Genomic DNA, 21897 nt, shown 5'->3' with positions numbered 1-21897 from the left:
CGCGCGGCGTATGTCCGACCATGCAGTTCGGGCATTGTTTTTCTTGATCGCGGCGTTATTCTTTACGCGGACCCGATGGCAGGAGCAGCCCATGACGACAGCATCCGGCTGGCAAGCAAAGCAGTACAGTCTCTTCGAAGCCGAACGCACGCGGCCGGTGCGCGATCTTCTCAACGGTGCGCAAGGCGCGCCCATCCGGACGGCGGTCGACCTCGGCTGCGGTCCCGGCAATTCGACTGAAGCGCTCATTGCGTATGCGCCCGAGGCGAGCGTCATCGGCATCGACAATTCGCAGGACATGATCGACGCCGCGCGCAAACGCCTGCCCCGCGTCACCTTCGAGCTTGCGGATATCGCTGCGTGGGACGACGCCGGACCGTGCGATCTGATCCTCGCGAATGCGTCGCTGCAGTGGGTGCCGGGCCACGACATGCTGCTGCCACGCCTCGTCGATAAACTCGCGCCCGGCGGACGGCTCGCCATCCAGATGCCCGACAACCTCGACGAGCCCGCTCACGTTCTGATGCGCGAAGTGGCGTCGGACGCGCGGTGGCGTGATCGGCTGCAGGGTGTTGAACGCACCGCGCGCTTTTCGGCTGAGTGGTATTACCGGCTGTTGAAGCCGCATTGCATGCGCGTCGATGTGTGGCGAACCACTTATCACCACGCGCTCGACGGCGGTATCGACGCGGTCGTCGAATGGTTCAAGGGCAGCGCATTGCGGCCCTTCCTGGCGAAGCTCGACGCGGGCGAACAGGCGGACTTTCTAAGTCATTACCGCTCCGCGCTGGCCTCCGCTTACACCGTGCTGGACGACGGTTCCGTGCTGCTGCCGTTTCCGCGTCTCTTTATCGTCGCGACGCGGTGACAACGCTCATTGCGGCCGGCCGGTTTCACGCAGCATCTGCACGAACTGCCGCGCCGCCGGCGACAGCTCGCCGCCCTTTCGCGTGACGACACCGTACGTCTGCGATTTCGATTTCATGCGCACGGGCAAGACGCGCAGCATGCCGTGCCGCTCGAACACGCGCGCGACGCTCGCGGGCAGAATCGACACCAGTTCGGGACTCTCCTGCAGCAACGTCACGGTGACGAGCGGCGACGCCGTCGAGATGGGATTCGCGGGCATCGGCAGGCCGGCCAGGTCGAGTTCGCGCTCGAGCAGCGCGCTCATTGGCAGATAGCTGGGGTACGTCACCCAGCGATGATTCGCCAGCTCCGCGAAGCCGATCTCCTTCACGCCCGGCTCCGCATGACTTCGCCCGACGACGATGCTGAGCGGCTCGTCCGTAAGCGGCTGATAGTGATACTTCGACGGCTGATCCGACACGCTCGCCCGCCCGATCACGAGGTCGACACGGCCATCGTCCAGCATCACGAGCATGTTGGCGCTCGTGTCCTCGATGATCTCGATCGCGAGGTCCGGATGCTTCGCGTGCATCGTGTTCACGATCGGCGCGACGATGCCCGGCACCGCGCCCATGATCGTGCCGACCGACAGCCGCCCGCCCGTGCCCGCGCGGATCTGCGCGACTTCCTGGCACAGCGCGTTGAGGTCGGCGGCGAGCACGCGCGCATAGCGGATCACGCAGCGGCCGAACGGATTCGGAATCAGCCCGCTCTTTGCGCGCTCGAAAAGCGGCGCTTCGAGCATCGATTCGAGTTCCGCGAGCGCCTTGCTCGCGGCGGACTGGGTCATCGCCATTGCGCTGGACGCCTTGTGCAGCGACTTGTGCTCGTCGAGCGCGATCAGCAATTGAAGCTGCTTCATCCGCAGCCGGGACATCAGAGTATCGAGCGAACTTTTCATCATGCGGCGCCGCGGGGTGATTCCGAAAAGCGATCATGCGATGGAAAGGTTTCACTATACAGGCGGCGTCCTCGCGCCGTATAGTCGGAACAGCGCCCTGCTCGTCACACATCATACGAGTCGGCGAACCATTTCACGAGAGAGACGAGACATCATGCAACTCACAGGCAATCTGCTCATCGGCCAGCAATCCGTCTATGGCGCGAACGGCTCCATCAAGGCCATCAACGCATCGACGGGCGCGGCTATCGAACCGGCTTTCGGCGGCGCGACCCTCGAAGACCTCGACCGCGCATGCGCGCTCGCCTGGTCCGCATTTGACGTGTATCGCGAAACCGCGCCGGAAGCACGCGCCAAGTTTCTGGAAGCGATCGCGCAGAACATCCTCGATATCGGCGACGACCTGATCGAGCGCTGCATGATCGAAAGCGGCCTGCCCCGTCCGCGTCTCGAAGGCGAGCGTGGCCGCACGGTCGGCCAGTTGCGCATGTTCGCTGAAGTCGTCCGCAACGGCGATTACCTCGGCGTGCGCATCGACCCGCCGCAGCCCGAGCGCAAGCCGCTGCCGCGCGTCGATCTGCGCCTGCGCTACATCGGCCTCGGCCCGGTCGCCGTGTTCGGCGCGAGCAACTTCCCGCTGGCGTTCTCGGTTGCCGGCGGCGATACGGCATCGGCGCTGGCCGCGGGTTGCCCGGTCATCGTGAAGGCGCACTCGGCGCATCCCGGCACGGCGGAACTCGTCGGCCGCGCGGTGCAGAAGGCCGTCAAGGATTGCGGCCTGCCGGAAGGCACGTTCTCGCTGCTGTTCGACAGCGGCCGCGATATCGGCCAGGGCCTGGTCAAGGACAACCGCATCAAGGCGGCCGGCTTCACCGGTTCGCGCGGCGGCGGCACGGCGCTGATGAAGCTCGCCGCGGCCCGCACCGAACCGATCCCGGTCTACGCGGAAATGAGCAGCATCAACCCGGTCGTGCTGTTCCCGAACGCGCTGAAAAACCGTGGCGAAGCCATCGGCAAGGCGTTCGTGCACTCGCTCGTGCTGGGCGCGGGCCAGTTCTGCACGAATCCCGGCCTCGTGCTGGCCGTCGACGGTCCCGACCTCGACGCGTTCATCGCAGCGGCATCGGCGGCGCTGAAGGAAACCAGCGCGCAGACGATGCTCACGCCGGGCATCCACAAGACCTACGAAAGCTCGATCGACAAGGCCGCTTCGCACGCCGACGTGACGATCGCCGCGCGCGGCCTCGAAGCCAAGAGCGGCCATCAGGGCCAGTCGGCGCTGTTCGTGACGACGGCGGATGCGTTCCGCAAGAATCACGAACTGCAGGAAGAGATTTTCGGCGCGTCGTCGCTGGTCGTGCGTTGCCCGGATCTCGCGTCGATGCGCGAGCTGATCGAATCGCTGGAAGGCCAGTTGACGTCCGCGCTGCATATTGATGAAGCCGATTACGCCGATGCCCGCAGCTTCCTGCCGGCGCTGGAACGCCGCACCGGCCGCATTCTGGTGAACGGCTTCGGCACCGGCGTGGAAGTCGGTCACGCGATGGTCCACGGCGGCCCTTATCCGTCGACGGCCGATGGCCGTTCGACGTCGGTCGGCAGCCTGGCGATCGACCGCTTCCTGCGCCCGGTGAGCTATCAGGACCTGCCGGAAGCGCTGCTGCCCGACGCGCTAAAGATCGACAATCCGCTGGGGCTGAATCGCCGTATCGACGGCAAGCTGCAACTCGCGAGCTGACCGAAGCACGGTCTCGCAGGACGCCCCTTCGGGGGCGTTTTTTGTTTTCGGCTCGGGGGCGATTATTTCGTCAACCTAACGAATTCACGCCTGCGCGCCGCCGGCCGGGCAAGCCCCAGCCGGTCCACGCGGTAAGCGCTTTTGCATCAGTGGGTTATCGAGCGGCCCGTCGGCCTTGTCGGTTATCGGCTAAAGAATGGCGTCTCAAAACCGCCGCCCCGCGCAAAATGTCGCAAACAGTGAGACTGAAGCGTGGCGCTGCGCGCATCGCCCGGCGCTTACGAAGCGTAGCGACGGGCCGCGCCCGCAGCGATCCGGCGTTTTCGCACCGGGACAAGGAGCCACGCGCCGCGATCCGGATCCGGCGCGCCATGCGCCGGCGCTCGCATCGAGACGCCCGAATCTAGGTGCGAAATGCAATTGACGTCCGCAAACGGTTGAACCATATTCAGATGTCGCTCCCGTTAGCGAGTTTTCGCACGGGGAAACAATACGAAGGATTGCTGCGGCGTCTCCCGCGTGTCACGCGCGGGGCCGCGCCGAGGCCACGTTATTGCATATGTCCTTCGAGGGCTTTTAGCATGACCACGCGTTTGACGTTTCCCGCATCCATGTTTTCCGTCGTCTGCCAGCGCTGTGGCAGCACGATGCGCAAAAGCGCCGACAGTTGCCCCAACTGCGGCGCCGACCGCAGCGCGGCTTTCGGCCACAAACGGGGCCCGGCGGAAGCACGGCCGCGCGCGAACATGTTCGAGCAGCAGGCGTCGACGCCGCTGGCATCGGCGGCGGCTTCCGGTCCGATCGAAACCGGCGACGACGATGCACCGTATTCCGCCTGGGCCGGGCGCTGGGACCCGAAGCGCGCGAGCGAGCGCATCGCTCAGCGGGCGGCCGACCACAGGGCGAAACGCGCCGAGGAATCCGCGCGCAACGCCTACGCGGACCCGAGCAACGACCCCGACGGGCTGCCCGGCTCCGGCAACTGGGACCGCCGGAAGACGGTCATCGCGGGCGCGTGCGCGCTGGCGGTGGCGGCAGGCGCAATCGCCCTGGTGCGGCAAGCATCGGATGAGCAGCCCGCGCCTACGACGGAACTGAGCGCGTCCGGCACCATCGATCCGAAATTCGGCGCATTCGGCCGCGGCGCAACCGATGCGCCCGCCGAGTCCGCCCTTCCCGCCACGCCGAAGCCGCAAGTCCAGACGGCGCAGGACAGCGCGCGCGTCATCGCTCCCGACGATCCGCTGTACGCCGCGCGCATGGCGCTGGACCGGCGCGACCTCACGGCGGCGCGCGCCCGTCTGAAGGCACTCCCCGCACAGCAGCAGGCGCGCCCCGAGTTCGATGCGCTCAAGGAGGAACTGGCCAACCGCGAACTGCAACGCGACGCCGCGCTGCAACTGGCTCGCGCGTGCGAGCGGACGTCCGCGTGGGCGTGCGTGCAGCAGAATGCGGCGGAGGCGCTCGCGCTCGACGGCAGCAACGCCGAATCGCAAGCGATGCTCGAACGCGTCATCACCCATGCGGGCTGGCTCGCCGGATCCCCGCAGGGCGGCAAGGCACGCGCTGCCAACACGCCTGACAACACGGCGAACCCCGCTGCCGCGACGGGCGCGGTGGCGGTCGCGCCGGCTCCGGCGCCTGCTCCGGCAAACGTTGCATCGGCGGCGGTGGCCGCTGCTCCGGCAACGCCGGCTGCGGCAACGCCGGCACCGTCCGCCGCCGTCGCGGCAGCGAAACCGGCCCCGGAACGGCACACGACACAACGCGCAACGAGCGCAACCGCCGCCGCGGCAGCCGCGCGCCAGGCCGCCCTCGACGAAGCCCGCGCCGAGACCGGGTATTTGTCGCGAGCGGAAAAGATCGCGCGTGCGCAAGCGGCGACCAATGCGGTCGTGGCCGCGACCATCGTTCCGCCGACGCCCGCGTTCGCCTCCGCGCCCGCTGCGACGGCTGCCGCGCCGACGAAACCGGCCGCGACATCGACCGTGACGGCCGTCGAAACCGCCAGACCCGCACCGGCGCAAGCCGCGCCGGGCAACGGCCTGTATGTCGCGCCGAGCGCGCAGAACGGCATGTACGTGGCCCCGAGCGCGCCCACCGACATGTACGTCGCGCCCGCCGCGCCGAACGGCATGTATGTCGCGCCGACGCCGCGCCCGGCTCCCGCTCCATCGCCTGCGCCCGCGCCCGCGCCCGCGCCCGCGCCGGCACAGCGCTCGACGCCCGCCGGCGCGCAGTCATCCGCGCCGCCCGTTGCCACGCAGGCATCGGCGCTGGCTACGACGCAGGCAGCGGTGCAAGCCCTCGCGCAACCCGCCGTATCGCACGCGCCGCTGTCCGCGACGTCGAGCGCCGCGCCTGCCGTCAGGCCCGTCGCGACCGTGCAGACCGCCGTCGCCGCGACGCTCGCACCGACCACGCCCGTCGCCAGTACCGGCGTGCGGGCGGCGGGCACGCCGGCCGCATCGACCGTGACGGCGCGCTTCGACGCCGACAAGAGCGACGACGTCGAACGCGCGATCAAGCAATACGGCTGGAGCAGCACCGACGCCGCGCCCAAACCCGCGCGCTAGACCGCCCGCGCAATCAGCGCATGACCGCCTTTCGCGCGATGCAGCCGCATCGCGCGTGTTTCGAAGAACCCGTCCAACTCGACTCAAGGGTCAACCATGGTCTCGACCAGTTTCATGCGCAATGCCGCGCGGGGTGCGCTCGCTCTCGCTGCCGTCATCGGGCTCGCCGGCGCGGCGAGCCTGAGTCACGCCGATCCCGTGCCGTACAAGATCACGACGGGCCAGGAACGCGGCACGTATATCCAGATCGGCCAGGATCTGTCGAAGTACGTCGCGGAGCCGGCGGGCATCGATCTGGAAGTGCTGCCGTCGAAGGGATCGGCGGAAAACGTGCAGCGCATGCGTTACGAGCCGGGCGTCAAGTTCGCGCTGGTGCAGTCGGACGTGTATCAGGCGTATCTCGACATGGCCGCTTCGGGCAACGCGGACGCCGGCAGGATCATTCAGCCGCTGCGCCTCATCATGACGCTGTACGACGAAGAGATTTACTTCGTCGTGCGCTCGGATTCGCCGCTCAAGACCATCAACGAGATCAAGGGCAAGAACATCAGCGTCGGGCCGATCGGCAGCGGGACGGCGCAATCGGCGGAAACGCTTTACCGGCTGATGTTCGGCGAGCCGGTCCCCGAGGCGAACGAGCAGCACTACAACAACGAAGACGCGCTCGCGAAGCTGATCGTGCGCAAGATCGACGTCGCGGTGATCGTGGCGGGCCAGCCTGCCAAGCTGTTTCAGGACATGAATCCGGAGTTGCTGCAGCAGATCAAGCTGCTGCGCCTCGATCCCGCCGCGCCCGAGACGGCGAAAGCGAAGCAGACGTACTTCCCCGCGACCATCCGCACGACGAGCTATCCGAACTGGATTCAGGAAGACACGCCGACGCTCACCGTGAAGGCGTTTCTCGTCACCTACGACTACGGCTTGCGCGGCACGGTCGGCGCGCTGTCGAAGTTCGCCGATTCGCTCTGCACGAACTTCGACACGCTGCAGGCGAGCGGTCATCCGAAGTGGAAACAGGTGCGTCTCGAACTCCCGCCGCTCACGCGCGGCTGGAAGTACTATCCGCCGATGGAAAAGCACTTGCGCCAGTGCATCGCGCGGCGCACGGCGGCGGGCAAGTCGCCAGGATCGGCGCAGACGGTGTCCACGCGCGGAGCGGACGCCGCCGCGGGCAAGAAGAAATCGACGTGCACCGGTCAGGAAAAGCTGCTGCTGCTGTGCGACGACCAGTGACGCGGGTCATCCGCGAAGCGACGGCATGAGCGCGGCAAGACGCGTCATGCCGCGCTCGATCGTCTCGACGCTCGTCCCGCCGTATCCGAACAGCATGCCCTGCTCGCGCGCCTGACCCGCATAGAACGGGCGGATGCCGTACAGCCCGACCGACGCCTCCCGCGCCGCCGCGACGACGCGCTCCTCTTGCCACTCATCGCGAAGCCGCGCGACGAGGTGGATCCCCGCCATCGCGGGTAACGGTTCGAACAAGGGCGCGAGATCGCCCGTCAAGTGGTCGAGCAAGGCCGTGCGCCGCTGCGCATACGCCTTGTGCATGCGGCGCAGATGCTTCGCGTACTCGCCGTCGAGCATGAAAGCGCCGAGCGCGGTCTGCGTCAGCATGCAGCTATGGCAATCGGCGATCTGCTTCGCGTTCCAGAGCGGCTCGCGAAGCGTCGCCGGCGGCACGGCATAGCCGATCCGCAAATCCGGGAACAGCGTCTTCGAAAACGTGCCGACATAGGCGACGAGGCCCGCGCGATCCAGACTCTTCAGCGATTCCACCGGCCGTCCTTCGAAGCGGAACTCGCCGTCGTAATCGTCCTCGACGATCACCGCGCCGCGCTTGCTCGCCCATTCGAGCAATTCGACGCGCCGGTCAAGGCTCATCGGCATGCCGAGCGGAAACTGATGCGACGGCGTCACGTAGACGAGCCGCGCATTGCGCGGCAGCCTGCCGACGACGATGCCCTCCCCATCCACCGGCACATGCGCGATCCGTGCGCCCAGCGCCGCGAACAGCGCCCGCGCGGGCGGATAGCCCGGTTCTTCGACCGCGACGACATCGCCTGGCTGAATGACCACGCGCGCCAGCAGATCGAGCGCCTGCTGCGCGCCCTGCGTCACGATGACGTCCTGCCAGTTGCACGCCACCGCGCGGCTGAAGCCGAGATACCGCGCGATGCCGAGCCGCAGTTCCTGCTCGCCCGCCGGATCGCGATACGACGCCACGCCGCCGCCCGCCCGCGCCTGCGTGCGCAGCGCCTGATTCAGGCAGCGGCGCCAGGCATCGAAGGGAAACAGCGTCTTGTCGGTCACGCCGCCCTTGAAGTCGCAATCGAGCGTGACGTCCGCGGGCGGCATCGGCATGGCCATGCGCTCGGGCATCGCGCGCCAGATGCCGGCGGCCCGAGCGCGCGCCGACGCCGGATCGGGGCGTGCGCCGGGCAGCCGCGCGAGGCCATCGGCGACGAACGTGCCGTCTCCGGCGCGCGTGCGCAGGAAGCCCTCCGCGATGAGGCGATCGAAGACTTCGAGCGTCGTTTTTCGTGAAACGCCGAGCTGCGCGGCGAGATCGCGCGTGGACGGCAGGCGCGCGTTCGCGGCGAGCCGTCCTTCGATGATGCCGGCGCGCAACTGACCGTAAATCTGGCCGGTCAGGTCGCGCCGGCCGTGCAGGGTGATGTGGATGTCCAACGGGGTAGCGATGTCGTTAGCGAAGCGGCGGCGATTCGGCACGCGGCGTTTTCTTGCTTCGGCCGCGCGATGCGCGAAAAAAGTATGGACGGACAGCTACAGCGCCCGGCTGCACCTGAGCGTTTGGACCGCGAGTCACTCGTCGTCTCCGAAAATTGCACTGCAAAGCGCCTCGCCATCGGCGGTCAGCCAGGCCGAACCCGCGCCCTCTTCGCCCGTTTGCACTTCGACCAGCTGCGCATCGGCGAGCGCGGTCAGTTGACGGCGCAGCGCGCTCATCGGCAAGGCGGACTGCTTCGCCAGCCTCGCCAGCGACCACGCGCGCCCCGGCGACTCCTGCTTCGCGCGCCACAGTTGCGCGAGAACGGCGACGAGCGCCGGATCGATTTCATCGTTCATGTTCTTGCTCCGTTCGCGCGGGCGTCCAGTTCCCCAACGAGTTGCCCGAGCCGTTGCAGCGCCGCCTCGCGCTGCGGCGTCCACGGATAGCTGTAGTTGAGCCGGATGTAATGGCTGAAGGCGTTGCGCGTCGAAAACATATAGCCCGGCCCGACCGTGATGCCCTCCGCGAGCGCCGCGCGATACAGCAGCATCGAATCGACGCGCTCCGGCAGTTCCACCCACAGCACGTAACCGCCCTGCGGCGCGGATGTGCGCGTGCCCGCAGGAAAGAACCGCTCGACCATCGCGATCATGATGCGCGCCTGCTGCCGATATAGCTTGCGCACGCGCCGCAAATGCCGGTCGAAGCCATCCTGACGCAGATAGTCCGCGACGGCCACTTGCGGCACGGAAGGCGTCGTCAGCGTGTTGAGAAACTTCAGCTTCTCGACTTGTGCGCGAAAACGCCCGGGCATCGCCCAGCCGATGCGATACGACGCCGTCAGGCTCTTCGAGAACGACGCGCAGTGCAGCACGATGCCCTTTGTATCGTAGTTCTTGAGCGTCGAAGGCCGCGCATCGCCGAAGTGCAGTTCGTGATAGACGTCGTTTTCGATCACCGGAATATCGTGCATCGACAGCAATTCCACGAGCCGGCGCTTGCGCGCGTCGGGCATCTCGAAGCCGAGCGGGTTCTGGAAGTTCGGCATCACCATGCACGCCGCGATTTTTCCCTCGCCGATGATCTGCGCGAGCGCGTCGATGTCGATGCCATCGGCGGGATGCGTCGGCACTTCGATCGCGCGCATGCCGAGGCGCTCGATTGCGTGAAGCATCGCGTAGAACGTCGGCGATTCGACGGCGACCGTATCGCCCGGCTTCGCGACGGCCTGCAGGCTCAGGTTGATCGCTTCCGTCGCGCCAACCGTGATGACGATCTCGCCGGGATCGACGGGCACGCCGGTCTCCGCATAGCGCCGCGCAATCTGGCGGATCAGCTCCGGATTGCCCGGCGGCAGATCGTCGATCAGGTTCCAGCTTGCATACCGCCGCGCAATGGCGTTCGCGTACTGGTTGATCCGCCGCCACGGGAACGGCTCGGTATCGGGATACGGCGAGCCGAACGGCACGGCGTCGTGCGCGCGGATGCTGCGCAGCGTCGACAGCACGAGGCGGCTCACGTCGACTTCCGACGCGACCGCGATCGCGCCGGGCTCGGCGGCTCCGTTGCGGCCTGTCACGCGTGCGCCCGGCTTCGCGCGCACGAAATAGCCCGACTGCGGCCGCGTCTCGAGAATGCCGCGGCTTTCCAGCAGCGCATACGCATGCAGCACGGTCTTGATGCTCACGCCGTGCTGCTGGCTCGCCTGTCTCACCGACGCGACGCGCTCTCCCTGCGTGAACACGCCGCGCCGCACGGCGGCTTCGATTTCATCGGCGAGTCGTTCGTAGAGGTTCACGGAGCGCGTTTATCGGCTGGATCAAGCGCAAGTCTAGGGCAAATCGCCGCAACTGTGCTCCTCTCATTTCTGGTTTTCTGTGCGCCGCCTTCGATTCGGGACACAGTACGCTGTGACCCATCGTCTCATTAAGCCGTCGCCCCCCGCCATGAAGAAGCCCGAACCGCGCATCGAACCGTATCATCACCCCGCCGCCGGCTGGGGCGCGCTCAAGCAGGTCGCCATCAACCTCGTGAAGGAAAAGGTGTCGGGCGGCAACTATCGCACGCTGTTCAAGCAGAATCAGCCCGATGGTTTCGATTGCCCCGGTTGCGCGTGGCCTGATCGCCAGCATGCCTCGACGTTCGAGTTCTGCGAAAACGGGGTGAAAGCGGTCGCCGCCGAAGCCACGGCCAAGCGCGTCACGCCGGCTTTCTTCGAGAAACACACGGTGTCGTCGCTGATGGCGCAGTCGGACTACGAGCTGGAGCAACACGGCCGCCTGACCGATCCGCTCGTCTACGATGCGAAACGCGACCGCTACGTGCCGATCGGGTGGGATGCGGCTTTCGAACTGATCGCATCGCACCTGAAGAAGCTGGACGACCCGGATCGCGCCGCGTTCTATACGTCGGGCCGCGCCAGCAACGAAGCCGCGTTCCTGTATCAGTTGTTCGTGCGCATGTACGGGACGAACAACTTTCCCGACTGCTCCAACATGTGCCACGAAGCAACCAGTCGCGGCCTGCCGCATACGGTCGGCATCGGCAAGGGCACGGTCACGCTCGACGACTTCGAGCACGCCGACACGCTTTTGCTCTTCGGCCAGAATCCGGCGACGAACCATCCGCGCATGCTCGGCGAGTTGCGCGAATGTGCGAAGCGCGGCGCGACGATCGTATCGATCAACCCGCTCAAGGAGCGCGGCCTCGAGCGCTTCGCCAGCCCGCAGCACACGCTCGACATGCTGAAGCCCAAGGGCGTGAAGATCAGCTCGGTATTCATCCGCCCGAAAGTCGGCGGCGATTTCGCGCTGATCAAGGGCGTCGCCAAGCGCGTGATCGAACTCGACGACGCGGCGTGCATCGCGGGCGGCGAGCGGGTGCTCGACGTCGAATTCATTGCGCAACATACCGTTGGCTTCGATGCCTTCGCCGCCGATCTGCGCGCGGAAAGCTGGGACATGATCGTCGCGGAATGCGGCGTGCCGATGGACGAGATTCTCCGCCTCGCCGATATCTACGCGAACGGCCGCGCGGTGATCGCGACGTGGGGCATGGGTCTTACGCAGCACAAGAACTCCGTGCCGACGGTTCAGTTGCTCTCCAACCTGATGCTGATGCGCGGGAACATCGGCCGGCGCGGCGCGGGCCTGTGCCCGGTGCGCGGGCATTCGAACGTGCAGGGCGATCGCACGGTCGGTATCGAGGAAAAGCCGACGCAGGCGTTTCTCGACCGGCTCGGCGCAGCCTACGATTTCGAGCCGCCGCGCGAGCACGGCTACGACGTCGTGGAAACCATTCACGCGATGCTGGAAGGCCGCGTGAAGGTGTTCATCGGTCTGGGCGGGAATTTTTCGATCGCGACGCCCGACACGCCGCGCACCTGGCAAGCGATGCGCGCTTGCGACCTCACCGTGCACATCACGACGAAGCTCAACCGAAGCCATCTCGTGCATGGCCGCGACGCGCTCGTTCTGCCGACGCTCGGCCGCACCGAAATCGACATGCAGAACGGCGTGGCGCAAGGCGTGAGCGTCGAGGATTCGATGAGCATGGTGCACATCTCCTACGGCATGAACAAGCCGGCGTCACCGGACCTGCTGAGCGAAGTGGCGATCGTCGCGCGCATGGCGCACGCGACGCTCGGCAGCGCCAAGGTCGACTGGCTCGCGCATGCAGACGACTACGCGATGATTCGCGACGGCATCGAGAAAGTGATCGACGGATTCGAGAATTACAACGAGCGCCTGAAGCAGCCGGGCGGCTTTCATCTCGGCGTGGCGTCGCGCGATCGCGTATGGAAGACGCCGAGCGGGAAGGCGCAGTTCATCGTGCATGCAATCGCGGTGGATACGCCGATTCACCGCGCCCGCGCGCTGCACGGCGAGCGCCTCCTGACGCTGATGACGACGCGCTCACACGATCAGTACAACACGACGATCTACGGCCTCGACGACCGTTACCGTGGCGTCTATGGCCAGCGCCGCGTGTTGTTCGCCAATCGTGAGGATATCGACATGCTCGGCTTCGAGCCGGGCGAGCTCGTCGATATCACGAGCGTATGGGATGACGGCGTGGAGCGCCGCGTCGAGGGCTTCAAGCTGGTCGAGTATGACATTCCGCGTGGCTGTCTTGGCGCGTACTATCCCGAAACGAATCCGCTCGTGCCGCTCGCGTCCGTTGCGGATGGCGCCGGTACGCCGACATCGAAGTCCATTCCCGTGTTGTTGCGCTCTGCCAGTCGAGCCTTTGCCGCCTGAGGTTGCACTTGAGCGTGGCTTTGCAGACCGCTTGCTGACGCGCCCGTGACCGCGCGCTGAGGCGGCGTTCGAGCGCGGCGGCGCCGCAAAAGAAGCGGTCGACGACCGCGCCGAGCGCCGCCAGGATGCCGACGCACGCAATCCACCCGAACGCGAGGTTGTCGAGCGTGCAACTCACGTAGACGCCGCCCGCCATCGCCACGAGGAACACCAGCATCACCAGCCCGAACGGGGGCGATTCCTCGTGCTCGGTGCGGCGGCGTAAACAGGCGAACCCGTTCCCGCGCGATGCGTTGTACTGTCCCAAGCCCTGCATGCCTGCGATTCCGTTCATTTTTTTCTCCAAACTGCTGCAAGTTTGTGTCCGCACAACTTACGCAGAAGGAGACAGCAGAGGAATCGGATTTGTCCGAACCGTAGACTGCAGGTTTGGCTCTTGACTGAACGGTGAAACGGCGCTTTCACGCGGCTCATTTCGCGCCCGCGAACTCCTGCACATCGGCGTCGGCAACGCCGGCGAGCGGCACGACGCCGGACGGTCCCATCGCGCGGGGTTGCAGCAGCAGCGCGACCAGCCCTGTCCATCCCGTCTGGTGCGACGCCCCCACGCCGCGGCCGTTATCGCCGTGGAAATACTCGTGGAACAGCACGAGATCGCGGGAGCGGGGATCGGCCTGCAGCAACGGATATGCGCCCATCACGGGCCGCTCGCCGTTCTTGTCGAGCAGAAAAAGCGTGGTCACGCGACGCGCGAGTTCATCGGCGATTTCGGCAAGCGAGAACGTCTTTCCCGAGCCGGTCGGATACTCCACGCGAAAATCGTCGCCGTAATAGCGGTGAAATTCGAGAATCGATTCGATCAGCAGATAGTTCACCGGCATCCACACCGGCCCGCGCCAGTTCGAGTTGCCGCCAAACACGCGCGACGTCGATTCGCCCGGCTGATACTGCACGCTGAAGCTCTCGCTGTTGTGATAGAAGACGAACGGCTCGTCGAGATGGACACGCGAAAGCGCGCGCACGCCGTGATCGGAGAGGAACTCGGTTTCGTCGAGCATGCGCTTCAGCAGCGCTTTCATGCGATGCCCGCGCAACAGCGACAGCAGCACGCTATTGCCCTGCCCCGCGACGTTCCATCGCGACACGAGCCGCGACAAGTCCGGCCGATGCTCCAGAAACCAGTGCAGCCGGTCGCGCAAGCCCGGCAACGCGCGATGCACGCTGGGCTCCAGCACGTGAACCGCGAAAAGCGGAATCAGGCCGACGATCGAGCGCACGCGCATGGGCACGCTCGAGCCATCGGGCAGGCGCAGCTTGTCGTAGAAAAATTCGTCCTCGCTGTCCCAAAGACCGGTATCGCAGCCGTCCTCGCAACTCACCGCTTCCGCGATATACAGGAAGTGCTCGAAGAACTTCACCGCGATATCGACGAACACCTTGTTCGCATACGCCAGTTCCAGCGCGATCCGCATCAGGTCGAGCGCATACGCGGCCATCCACGCGGTGCCGTCGGCCTGGTCGATATGACCGCCCGTCGGCAGCGGCGACGAGCGATCGAAGATGCCGACGTTATCCAGCCCGAGAAAGCCGCCCTGAAAGATATTGCGGTCGTCGGCGTCCTTGCGGTTGACCCACCACGAGAAGTTGAGCAGCAGCTTGTGGAACACCAGTTCCAGAAAATCGCGGTCGCCGACGCCCGTGATCGCGCGATCGATCTCATATACGCGCCACGTCGCCCACGCATGGACGGGCGGGTTGGCGTCGCCGAACGCCCATTCGTAGGCCGGCAACTGGCCGTTGGGATGCTGATAGCGGTCCTTCACCAGCAGCAGCAATTGCCGCTTGGCGAACTCGGGGTCGATCAGCGCAAATGCCGCCGCATGGAACGCGAGGTCCCACGACGCGTACCACGGATACTCCCACTTGTCCGGCATCGACACGATGTCCGCGTTGCACAGATGCCGCCAGTCGTAGTTGCGCCCGAAGCGCCGCTGCTTCGGCGGTTTCGGCTGCAACGGATCGCCATCGAGCCAGCGGGTGACATCGAACTGATAGTACTGCTTCGACCACAGCATGCCCGCGAGTGCCTGCCGCTGCACGAGCCGCTGGTCGGCATCGGCGATCTCGTGCTGGAGCGCGCCGTAGAACTCGTCCGCTTCCGCGATGCGTCGCGCGAATAAAGCATCGGCGTCGAGCGGAACGCCGTCCGGCGCGGATTCGGGACGCCAGCGCAGGTACACCGTCGCCTTGCCATGCGCCGCGAGCTGGAGATGAAAGCGGGCCGCCGCGCGTGTGCCGGTGTCGCGGCGGATCGCGTCTTCATCGCCATGCAGGACGTAGTCGTTGAAGCCGTCCTTGAACGGCCCCGCGCCGTCCATGTGGAACAGGCGCTTCACGTTGGTCTCGTTCTCGCAGAACATCCATTCGACGCCTTGCACATCCGGCGACCATGCGGTGACCACCATCGGTTCATGGCCCAGATGCCTCGCCGCCACGTACGTCGCGCCCTGCACCGATTCGAGCGTGAGCGATGGCTTCGTCGGCGTCGGTTTCCACGACCAGGTGTTGCGCGCCCAGATTTGCGGCAATGCGTCGATGACCGCGGCCTCGTTCGCGCGATTTTCGATGCTCACGCGCATCACGATATCGTCCTCGGTGTGCTTCGCGTATTCCACGTGCACATCGAAGTAGCGTTCGTCGTCGAAGGCGCCGGTATCGAGGACTTCGTACTCGGCCATGTCTGCGCCGCGACGCGCGTTTTCATCGACGAGATCGGCGTACGGAAACGCCGCGTGCGGATACTTGTACAGCATGCGCATGTAGGAATGCGTCGGCGTGCCGTCGACGTAGAAGTACAGCTCCTTCACATCCTCGCCGTGATTGCCCTCCTGATTCGTGAGGCCGAAGAGCCGTTCCTTCAGGATCGGATCGCGTCCGTTCCAGAGCGCGAGCGAGACGCACCAGTTGAGCTTGTCGTCGCCGAAGCCGGCGATGCCGTCCTCGCCCCAGCGGTACGCGCGGCTCCGCGCATGATCGTGCGGGAAGTACTCCCATGCGGTGCCAAATTCACTGTAGTCCTCGCGCACCGTGCCCCACTGACGCTCGCTCAGGTACGGCCCCCAGCGTTGCCAGCGCGGGCAGTCGCCGCCATGCAGCCGCGTTCCTTCGGCGGTATGAATCTGGTTGACGGTGCGCGGCTTCGGCATGAGAGTTCCTCGGTGCGGCTATGGATGATTGTCAAAGACGCCCAATTTAACGCGATTCGACGAGCGCCCGCACAAACGATGCATCATGCGCCACCGATCAGCTTCTCGACGCGCATCAGCTCCGCGAGCGACCACGCCTGAAACGGCGCGCCGCCGGGCGTATGCGGCGCTTCGCCGTCCGCGACTTCGCTGATATGGCCGATGCCATAATGTTCGAGATGCGCGTGAAGCGGCGCGAGAAAGCGCTCGCGCACGCCCGCTGCGCCATGCACGCGCAGCCACGCTTCGACGAACGGGCCCATGAGCCACGGCCACGCGGTGCCCTGGTGATAAGCGCCATCGCGATCCAGCAATCCGCCTGCATAACGCGAACGATACGCCGGGTCTGATGGCGCGAGCGTGCGCAGCCCGAGCGGCGTCAGCAAGTGCGCTTCGACCTGAGCGATAACCGCGCGCGCGATCTCGTCATCGACGATGACATGCGGCAGACCGCCGACCGCGAAAATCTGATTGGGACGGATGGAGCGATCGAGCTTGCCCGGCTCGTGATCGGCATCGACGACATCGTAGAGCGCGTGCGTCTGCGGGTCGACGAAGCGCACCTGGAACGCCTGCTGCGCGCGATTGCGCATCGGCTGCCAGCGCGCGTTCCACGCCGACGCGATCGACAGCGCGTTGATCCACAGCGCCTGCACTTCGACCGGCTTGCCGATGCGCGGCGTCACGACCCAGTCGCCCGCCTTCGCGTCCATCCACGTGAGTTGCACGCCGGGAACGCCTGCGCGCAAGAGGCCGTCGTCGTCCGCGGCGATGTTGAAGCGCGTGCCGCGCGTATAGCCTTCCAAAATTGCATCGACGGTGCGTTGCAGGCGCGTCGTGGTCGCGGCGGGCGCATGGCCGGTCGCGAGATAGTCGTGGACCGCGATCACGAACCACAGCGACGCATCGACGGAGTTGTATTCCGGCAGGCCGCCGCTATCGGGAAAGCGGTTCGGCAGCATGCCTTCCGAGAGCGTGTCGGTCCATTCGAGCAAAATCGATTCTGCATCCTGATGACGTCCCGAAGCGAGCAGCAGGCCGCGCATCGAGATGAACGTGTCGCGGCCCCAGTCGGTGAACCACGGAAAGCCCGCGATGATCGTGCGCCCGTGCTTGCGCGCAACGACATAGGCATCGGACGAGCGCGCGAGCCGCGAGCCAAACGCGGCGCGGCGCTCTCGCTCACGCCCGTCGAATTGCGATGCAAGCGCGAGCGCATCGCGTTCGCGCGGCGGATCATCGCCGGCATCGGCGTGCAGGATGAGCACCGCTTCGCCGCCCGCGAGATCGAAGTGAAAGACGCCGGGCGTCGCAAGGTCTTCGATGTCGTCGAGCCCGCGCTCCCGTTCGCGCACATACAGGAAGTTGCGATACCAGTCCGGCGCGTGTTCGTATGCGCCATTGCTCGTCGCGCCGATGGCAGGCAGGTCGCCATAGGGCCGCCAGTGCACGCGCTCGCCATCGACGCTCGCATCGAAGCTGAACGACGCGTTCTCGCGATGCAGCGCGTGATAATCGCGCCCGGACAACAGCGGCCGCACGTGCAGCGCCGCTCGGGCCGCCGGGCCTTCGAGACGCCAGCGCAGCACGGTCTCGCCGCTCTCCTTCGCGACGAACACTTCCGCTATGACCGTCACGTTCTCGCCGATGCGATAACGCCACGTCGGCCACGGCGATGTATCGAAGGAATCGAGATACGCCGATGCGTCCGGATACAGCACGTCCGGCGCGTAACGCTGCATGGTCAGCGGAACGCGTGCGCCGTCGACATCGAGCCAGGCCTCCACGCCGTTGACGAGCACGACGCGCCCGGCGGGCGGCTGCGTCGCCGTAAGCAGGAGCGCGTGATAGCGGCGCGTGCGCGCGGTGCCGACGGTCCCCGATGCAAAGCCGCCATGCGCATCCGCTTCGAGCCATTCGTCTTCGAAGCGCGCCGGGTCGAGCGCCGTCATGCCGACGCCTCCTTGCGATAGTCGGCGAGCGCGCGGCGCGCTTTGCGGCGGATGGCCTGCTGCATGCGCGGCGTCCAGCCGAAGCACCAGCCGGCGGGACCGAGCGCCTGACGGCTCCAGCGCCAGAGATCGAAGGCGTCCGTCTGTTCGAAGATGAGTCCGTCGCGAATCGTGAAGCGCGTGCGTATCTCGTTGACGACGGGCCGGCCCGTCGCCGAGTACGTGTAACGGACGACGGCGGTCGCGTTCGCGGTTTGCCCGAGCGCCTCGATGCCGTCGACGCTCAATGCGAAGTCGCGCGCGCGATGCAGCAGCATGCGCCACATGTCGCCCGCTTCAACGCCGAACAGCACGCCGAAGGCAGGGTCTTCGAAGCGGACGTCGGGTGCGTAGCAGGCGGCCATCGCGTCGGCGTCGACGTTCCCGAAAGCACGGTAAAAACGCTCGATGAGTTCGATGTTCGTATTCGGCATGGCGGATCGATTGTGCGTGTTGGCGGCGGCTGCGGCGCGCACAAAGTCGCATTCTCGCGCGACTGCGGCTTGTCTGCATGATCGCGGGTTCCCTGATGCCAATCACGAAATGCGGAAGTAGCTAAAAACCGCGCGCCTCATTTAAAAGCCAAGGGTCGTTATTCTACGAATAGGATGTTTCTTATTTTTATCTGAGATTGTTCTTAATCAAAAAATGACAATTCAACCGGCGATCAACGGCGGATAATTTTTTCAAACCGATATCCTAAAGATAGCCATTTAAATATAATCCGGTGGCCGCACCCGCTGGGTGAATGAATCCGGCAGCGCCGCCATGCCGCGTCGACCTGACACCGACGCCAATCAAGAACCGCAGCAGCACAGAAGTAGAGCGCGATGAGAATCAAGCCCACAATGAGTACGCCATCGCAGGCGTCCGCGGATTATTTCCTGACTGACACCCGAACCGGCGTCATTATTCGCGTCATTCAATCGGTATCGCCCGATAATGTTATTTACGTGCTTAAAACCGAGAGCGAATCGCTATATTGTGCGCAACTCGATTATCGGGAATACCCCGATCGTAATTCGGTTCTGCTGATGGCATTCGAATCGGGGCTTTCTGTCACGATGACCGGAGACGCGAGCCACAATATCACCGACATTTCCGCAGCACTGCCCGGCGCCCCGCGACTTCCTTCCATTGACGCCACCTGGCGTCTGCTGGAGGACGTCAGGACAGGAAGCATCGCTCAGATCGAAGATGCCGATACCCTCGCGAGCATGGCGTACATCGTACGCAGCGCGGACGGCTCGCACCATTGCGCGCAGATTCGCCCGCGCGAGCACGGCTATCGCAACGCGTTGCTGATGGCGGCATTCAGGGCAAGCCTTCCCGTGACCGTGGCCGGCGACGCCGACTATTACCTCACGGCGCTATCGGTTGGATCGAAGGCGTTCGGGCCGCACCTGAGCGCCGCGCCCGCCTTCATCGCGAGCACGCCGCGCTCCGGCGTCATCGACGAGATTACGGACAAGGAAGTGTCCGACACGCTGATCGTCATCGTCAAAACGCCGGACGGCACGCGCTATCACGCGCAGATCGACCGGCAGGAGCATGCGAACCGAAACAACCTGCTGTTGCTCGGGCTCAAGACGGGCTTGCCGGTCACGGTCAACGGGGATAAGGAGCACTACGTCACCGGCATCGCGGTCGGCGCGCTGAGTGCGCCCGCCGCGCCGTCGCTCGTGCTATTCGGGGCCAAGCTGACGGAGACACGCAGCGGCATGCTCGTGCGCATCATCGATTCGGATTCGCTCGAAAATATCCGCTACGTGCTGCGTACCGCCGATGGCGCGCACTACTGCGCGCAGATGAACACCGTGGATCACCCGAGCCGGCATCAGATGCTGATGTCCGCGCTGGCGAAGAACCTGCCGGTCAGCATTTGCGCCGACGACGCTTCGACGATCACCGGCGTCGCGATCGGCCTGCTGCGTGCGGGCAGCCCGACCTTCCATTGCGGCGCAACGCGCTTCGCGACGAGCGAGATGGGGAACATCATTAGAGTGATCGACTCCGACCTGCTCGGTGCGGGCGCCGTCTATGTGCTCCAGACGCCCGACGGCAACGAGTGGTGCGTGCCGCCGCTCGCGCACACCGAACCGGCGCGCGGCGAACTGCTGACCGCCGCGATGACGTCGGGACTGACCGTCACGGTCCACGGCAGCAGCGCCGAGAACATGCCGTATGGCGCGGGAAGCGTGATGGTCGAGCGGCCTTGACCGCACGCTGATCTGCGTATCAGATGCTTAGAAGCGTCACCGCGTGAATGAGCAAGCCGACCGCGCCGCCCACCAGCGTGCCGTTCACGCGGATGAACTGCAGATCGCGGCCGATGTTCAGCTCGACATCGCGCACGAGCGTCGCGTCGTCCCATTGCTTGACGGTCGCGGCGATGTGCTTCGCGATGCCTTCGCGCAACTCCGGCGCGAGCGCCTTCAATGCATCGCGCATATGCTCGTTGATCGACTCGCGCAGCGCGGGATCGCCGCCCAAGGATTGCGCGAAGCCGGACGCCACCTGAACCACTTTCACATGCAGCGCGGAATCGGCGCGCTGCAGATCGGCGCCGAGCCATGTGGTGAATTCGTCCCACAGGCCATCGACATAGCCGCGCAACTCGGGCTTGTCGAGCCACTCGCGCTTGTGCAGGTCGATGCGCTCCTTGAACGCCGGGTCCGACTTCAGGCGTTCGACGAAGCGTTCCACGGCGGCGTCGAAGGCCTTTCGGCGCTCGTGCTCCGGGTCGCTCGTCACGTCGTGCAGCCATTGATTCGCGCCGCGCACGAGGCCCGCCGCGAACTTGTTGCCGAGGTCGGCGGCGTCCAGCCCGACGAAACCGAGCATGCCGACGAGCTTCGGATACTCCTCTCCCGCGACCGCGACGATGCGCGCCGCCAGCATCTCCTGCACCTCGGGCTTGTCGAGCCACGCGGCCATCTGCTTGAGACCCTCGTCCAGCAGCAACTGATGACGGCGGTCGGCGGTCAGCGTGGACAGCAGGTTGCCCGCCGCGGCGGACAAATCGAAGGCCTCGGCCCGGCGGCGGATGGCTTCGTGAAGCGTCGCCTTGACGCGCTCGTCGTCGACGAAAGACAGCAACTGGCCGACCGCCGTGACGGCTTTTCTGCCGAGCAGGTCGGCGTTCTTCGGCTCCGCGAGCCACGCCGACAGACGGCTCGCCGGATCGAAGGCGTTGACGCGCTCGACGAGCGCATCGGTGCCGAGGAAGCGGTCGCGCACGAACGCGGCGAGGTTATCGGCCACGCGCGCCTTGTTGGCGGGCAGGATGGCCGTGTGCGGAACCGGCACGCCGAGCGGATGCCGAAACAGCGCGACGACGGCGAACCAGTCCGCGAGCGCGCCGACCATCGCGGCTTCCGCGAACGCCGATACCCACGCCCACGCGCCCGCATCGTGCTGGCTCTTGGCAAGCGCGAACAACGCGCCCGCCGCGACCAGCAAGCCGGCGGCGAACCACTTCATTCGTTTCAGGGCTACGGCTTTATCCTGCGTGTCCATCGAGTCGTCATCGCGAGTGGTGGAA

Annotated in this window: 15 protein-coding genes; 6 read left to right on the top strand and 9 right to left on the bottom strand. The window is 65.8% G+C overall.

The annotated features are described in order from the left end of the window. Positions 1-91 precede the first annotated feature (91 nt). The gene (gene tam / locus LDZ21_RS15675) at positions 92-868 is read left to right on the top strand and encodes a trans-aconitate 2-methyltransferase (protein ID WP_244795724.1); all 777 of its coding nucleotides are present in this window, start codon (positions 92-94) and stop codon (positions 866-868) included. A gap of 6 nt (positions 869-874) precedes the next feature. On the opposite strand, the gene LDZ21_RS15670 is transcribed toward tam, so the two are convergent. Beyond that, positions 875-1810, bottom strand: coding sequence for a LysR family transcriptional regulator (locus LDZ21_RS15670; protein WP_244795872.1), 936 nt, complete (start codon positions 1808-1810; stop codon positions 875-877). A gap of 154 nt (positions 1811-1964) precedes the next feature. Here LDZ21_RS15670 and LDZ21_RS15665 point away from each other — a divergent pair, with 154 nt between their 5' ends. Then, the gene (locus tag LDZ21_RS15665; protein ID WP_244795723.1) at positions 1965-3548 is read left to right on the top strand and encodes an aldehyde dehydrogenase (NADP(+)); all 1584 of its coding nucleotides are present in this window, start codon (positions 1965-1967) and stop codon (positions 3546-3548) included. Between the two features lie 550 nt (positions 3549-4098). Here LDZ21_RS15665 and LDZ21_RS15660 read toward each other — a convergent pair. Further along, a complete protein-coding gene (locus LDZ21_RS15660; protein WP_244795722.1) occupies positions 4099-4296 on the bottom strand; it encodes a hypothetical protein in 198 nt (65 codons plus the stop codon). Here LDZ21_RS15660 and LDZ21_RS15655 point away from each other — a divergent pair. Together LDZ21_RS15655 and LDZ21_RS15650 are read left to right on the top strand one after the other, a co-directional pair. Beyond that, positions 4295-6124 (top strand): RodZ family helix-turn-helix domain-containing protein, encoded by a 1830-nt coding sequence (locus tag LDZ21_RS15655; RefSeq protein WP_244795721.1) that lies wholly within the window; start codon positions 4295-4297, stop codon positions 6122-6124. The two genes, LDZ21_RS15660 and LDZ21_RS15655, sit on opposite strands and share 2 nt — an antisense overlap. Positions 6125-6220: 96 nt before the next feature. Beyond that, positions 6221-7357 (top strand): TAXI family TRAP transporter solute-binding subunit, encoded by a 1137-nt coding sequence (locus LDZ21_RS15650; protein WP_404980961.1) that lies wholly within the window; start codon positions 6221-6223, stop codon positions 7355-7357. A 6-nt stretch (positions 7358-7363) separates the two neighbouring features. On the opposite strand, the gene pdxR is transcribed toward LDZ21_RS15650, so the two are convergent. The 3 genes from pdxR to LDZ21_RS15635 form a co-directional block, all read right to left on the bottom strand. Beyond that, complete coding sequence (pdxR, locus tag LDZ21_RS15645; protein ID WP_244795870.1) at positions 7364-8815, bottom strand: MocR-like pyridoxine biosynthesis transcription factor PdxR; 1452 nt, start codon at positions 8813-8815, stop codon at positions 7364-7366. Between the two features lie 135 nt (positions 8816-8950). Further along, entirely contained in the window at positions 8951-9214 is a 264-nt protein-coding gene (locus LDZ21_RS15640; RefSeq protein ID WP_244795720.1) for an ArsR family transcriptional regulator, read from the bottom strand. After that, complete coding sequence (locus LDZ21_RS15635; RefSeq protein ID WP_244795719.1) at positions 9211-10656, bottom strand: aminotransferase-like domain-containing protein; 1446 nt, start codon at positions 10654-10656, stop codon at positions 9211-9213. The genes LDZ21_RS15640 and LDZ21_RS15635 overlap by 4 nt, the downstream gene beginning before the upstream one ends. A gap of 148 nt (positions 10657-10804) precedes the next feature. Here LDZ21_RS15635 and LDZ21_RS15630 point away from each other — a divergent pair, with 148 nt between their 5' ends. Then, entirely contained in the window at positions 10805-13117 is a 2313-nt protein-coding gene (locus LDZ21_RS15630) for an FdhF/YdeP family oxidoreductase (protein WP_244795718.1), read from the top strand. A gap of 470 nt (positions 13118-13587) precedes the next feature. Here the strand turns inward: LDZ21_RS15630 and LDZ21_RS15625 are convergent, their stop codons facing one another. From LDZ21_RS15625 to LDZ21_RS15615, 3 genes are all read right to left on the bottom strand, one after another. Beyond that, entirely contained in the window at positions 13588-16323 is a 2736-nt protein-coding gene (locus tag LDZ21_RS15625) for an MGH1-like glycoside hydrolase domain-containing protein (protein WP_244795717.1), read from the bottom strand. Positions 16324-16406: 83 nt separating this feature from the next. Continuing rightward, complete coding sequence (locus LDZ21_RS15620; RefSeq protein ID WP_244795716.1) at positions 16407-18314, bottom strand: glycogen debranching enzyme GlgX; 1908 nt, start codon at positions 18312-18314, stop codon at positions 16407-16409. Continuing rightward, a complete protein-coding gene (locus LDZ21_RS15615; protein WP_244795715.1) occupies positions 18311-18787 on the bottom strand; it encodes a nuclear transport factor 2 family protein in 477 nt (158 codons plus the stop codon). Before LDZ21_RS15615 ends, LDZ21_RS15620 begins: the two co-directional genes overlap by 4 nt. A 600-nt stretch (positions 18788-19387) precedes the next feature. On the opposite strand from LDZ21_RS15615, the gene LDZ21_RS15610 reads away from it, so the two are divergent. Then, entirely contained in the window at positions 19388-20572 is a 1185-nt protein-coding gene (locus LDZ21_RS15610; RefSeq protein WP_244795714.1) for a hypothetical protein, read from the top strand. 19 nt (positions 20573-20591) lie between these two features. Here LDZ21_RS15610 and LDZ21_RS15605 read toward each other — a convergent pair whose 3' ends face one another. Next, positions 20592-21872: a DUF445 domain-containing protein gene (locus LDZ21_RS15605; RefSeq protein WP_244795713.1), complete on the bottom strand. Its 1281-nt coding sequence runs from the start codon at positions 21870-21872 to the stop codon at positions 20592-20594. Between the last annotated feature and the right edge of the window lie 25 nt (positions 21873-21897).

This window comes from Caballeronia grimmiae, assembly GCF_022879615.1.
GTDB lineage: Bacteria > Pseudomonadota > Gammaproteobacteria > Burkholderiales > Burkholderiaceae > Caballeronia > Caballeronia grimmiae.
The sequence above is the reverse complement of the archived record's forward strand: the minus strand, read 5'-3'. Positions and strand labels throughout refer to the sequence as shown.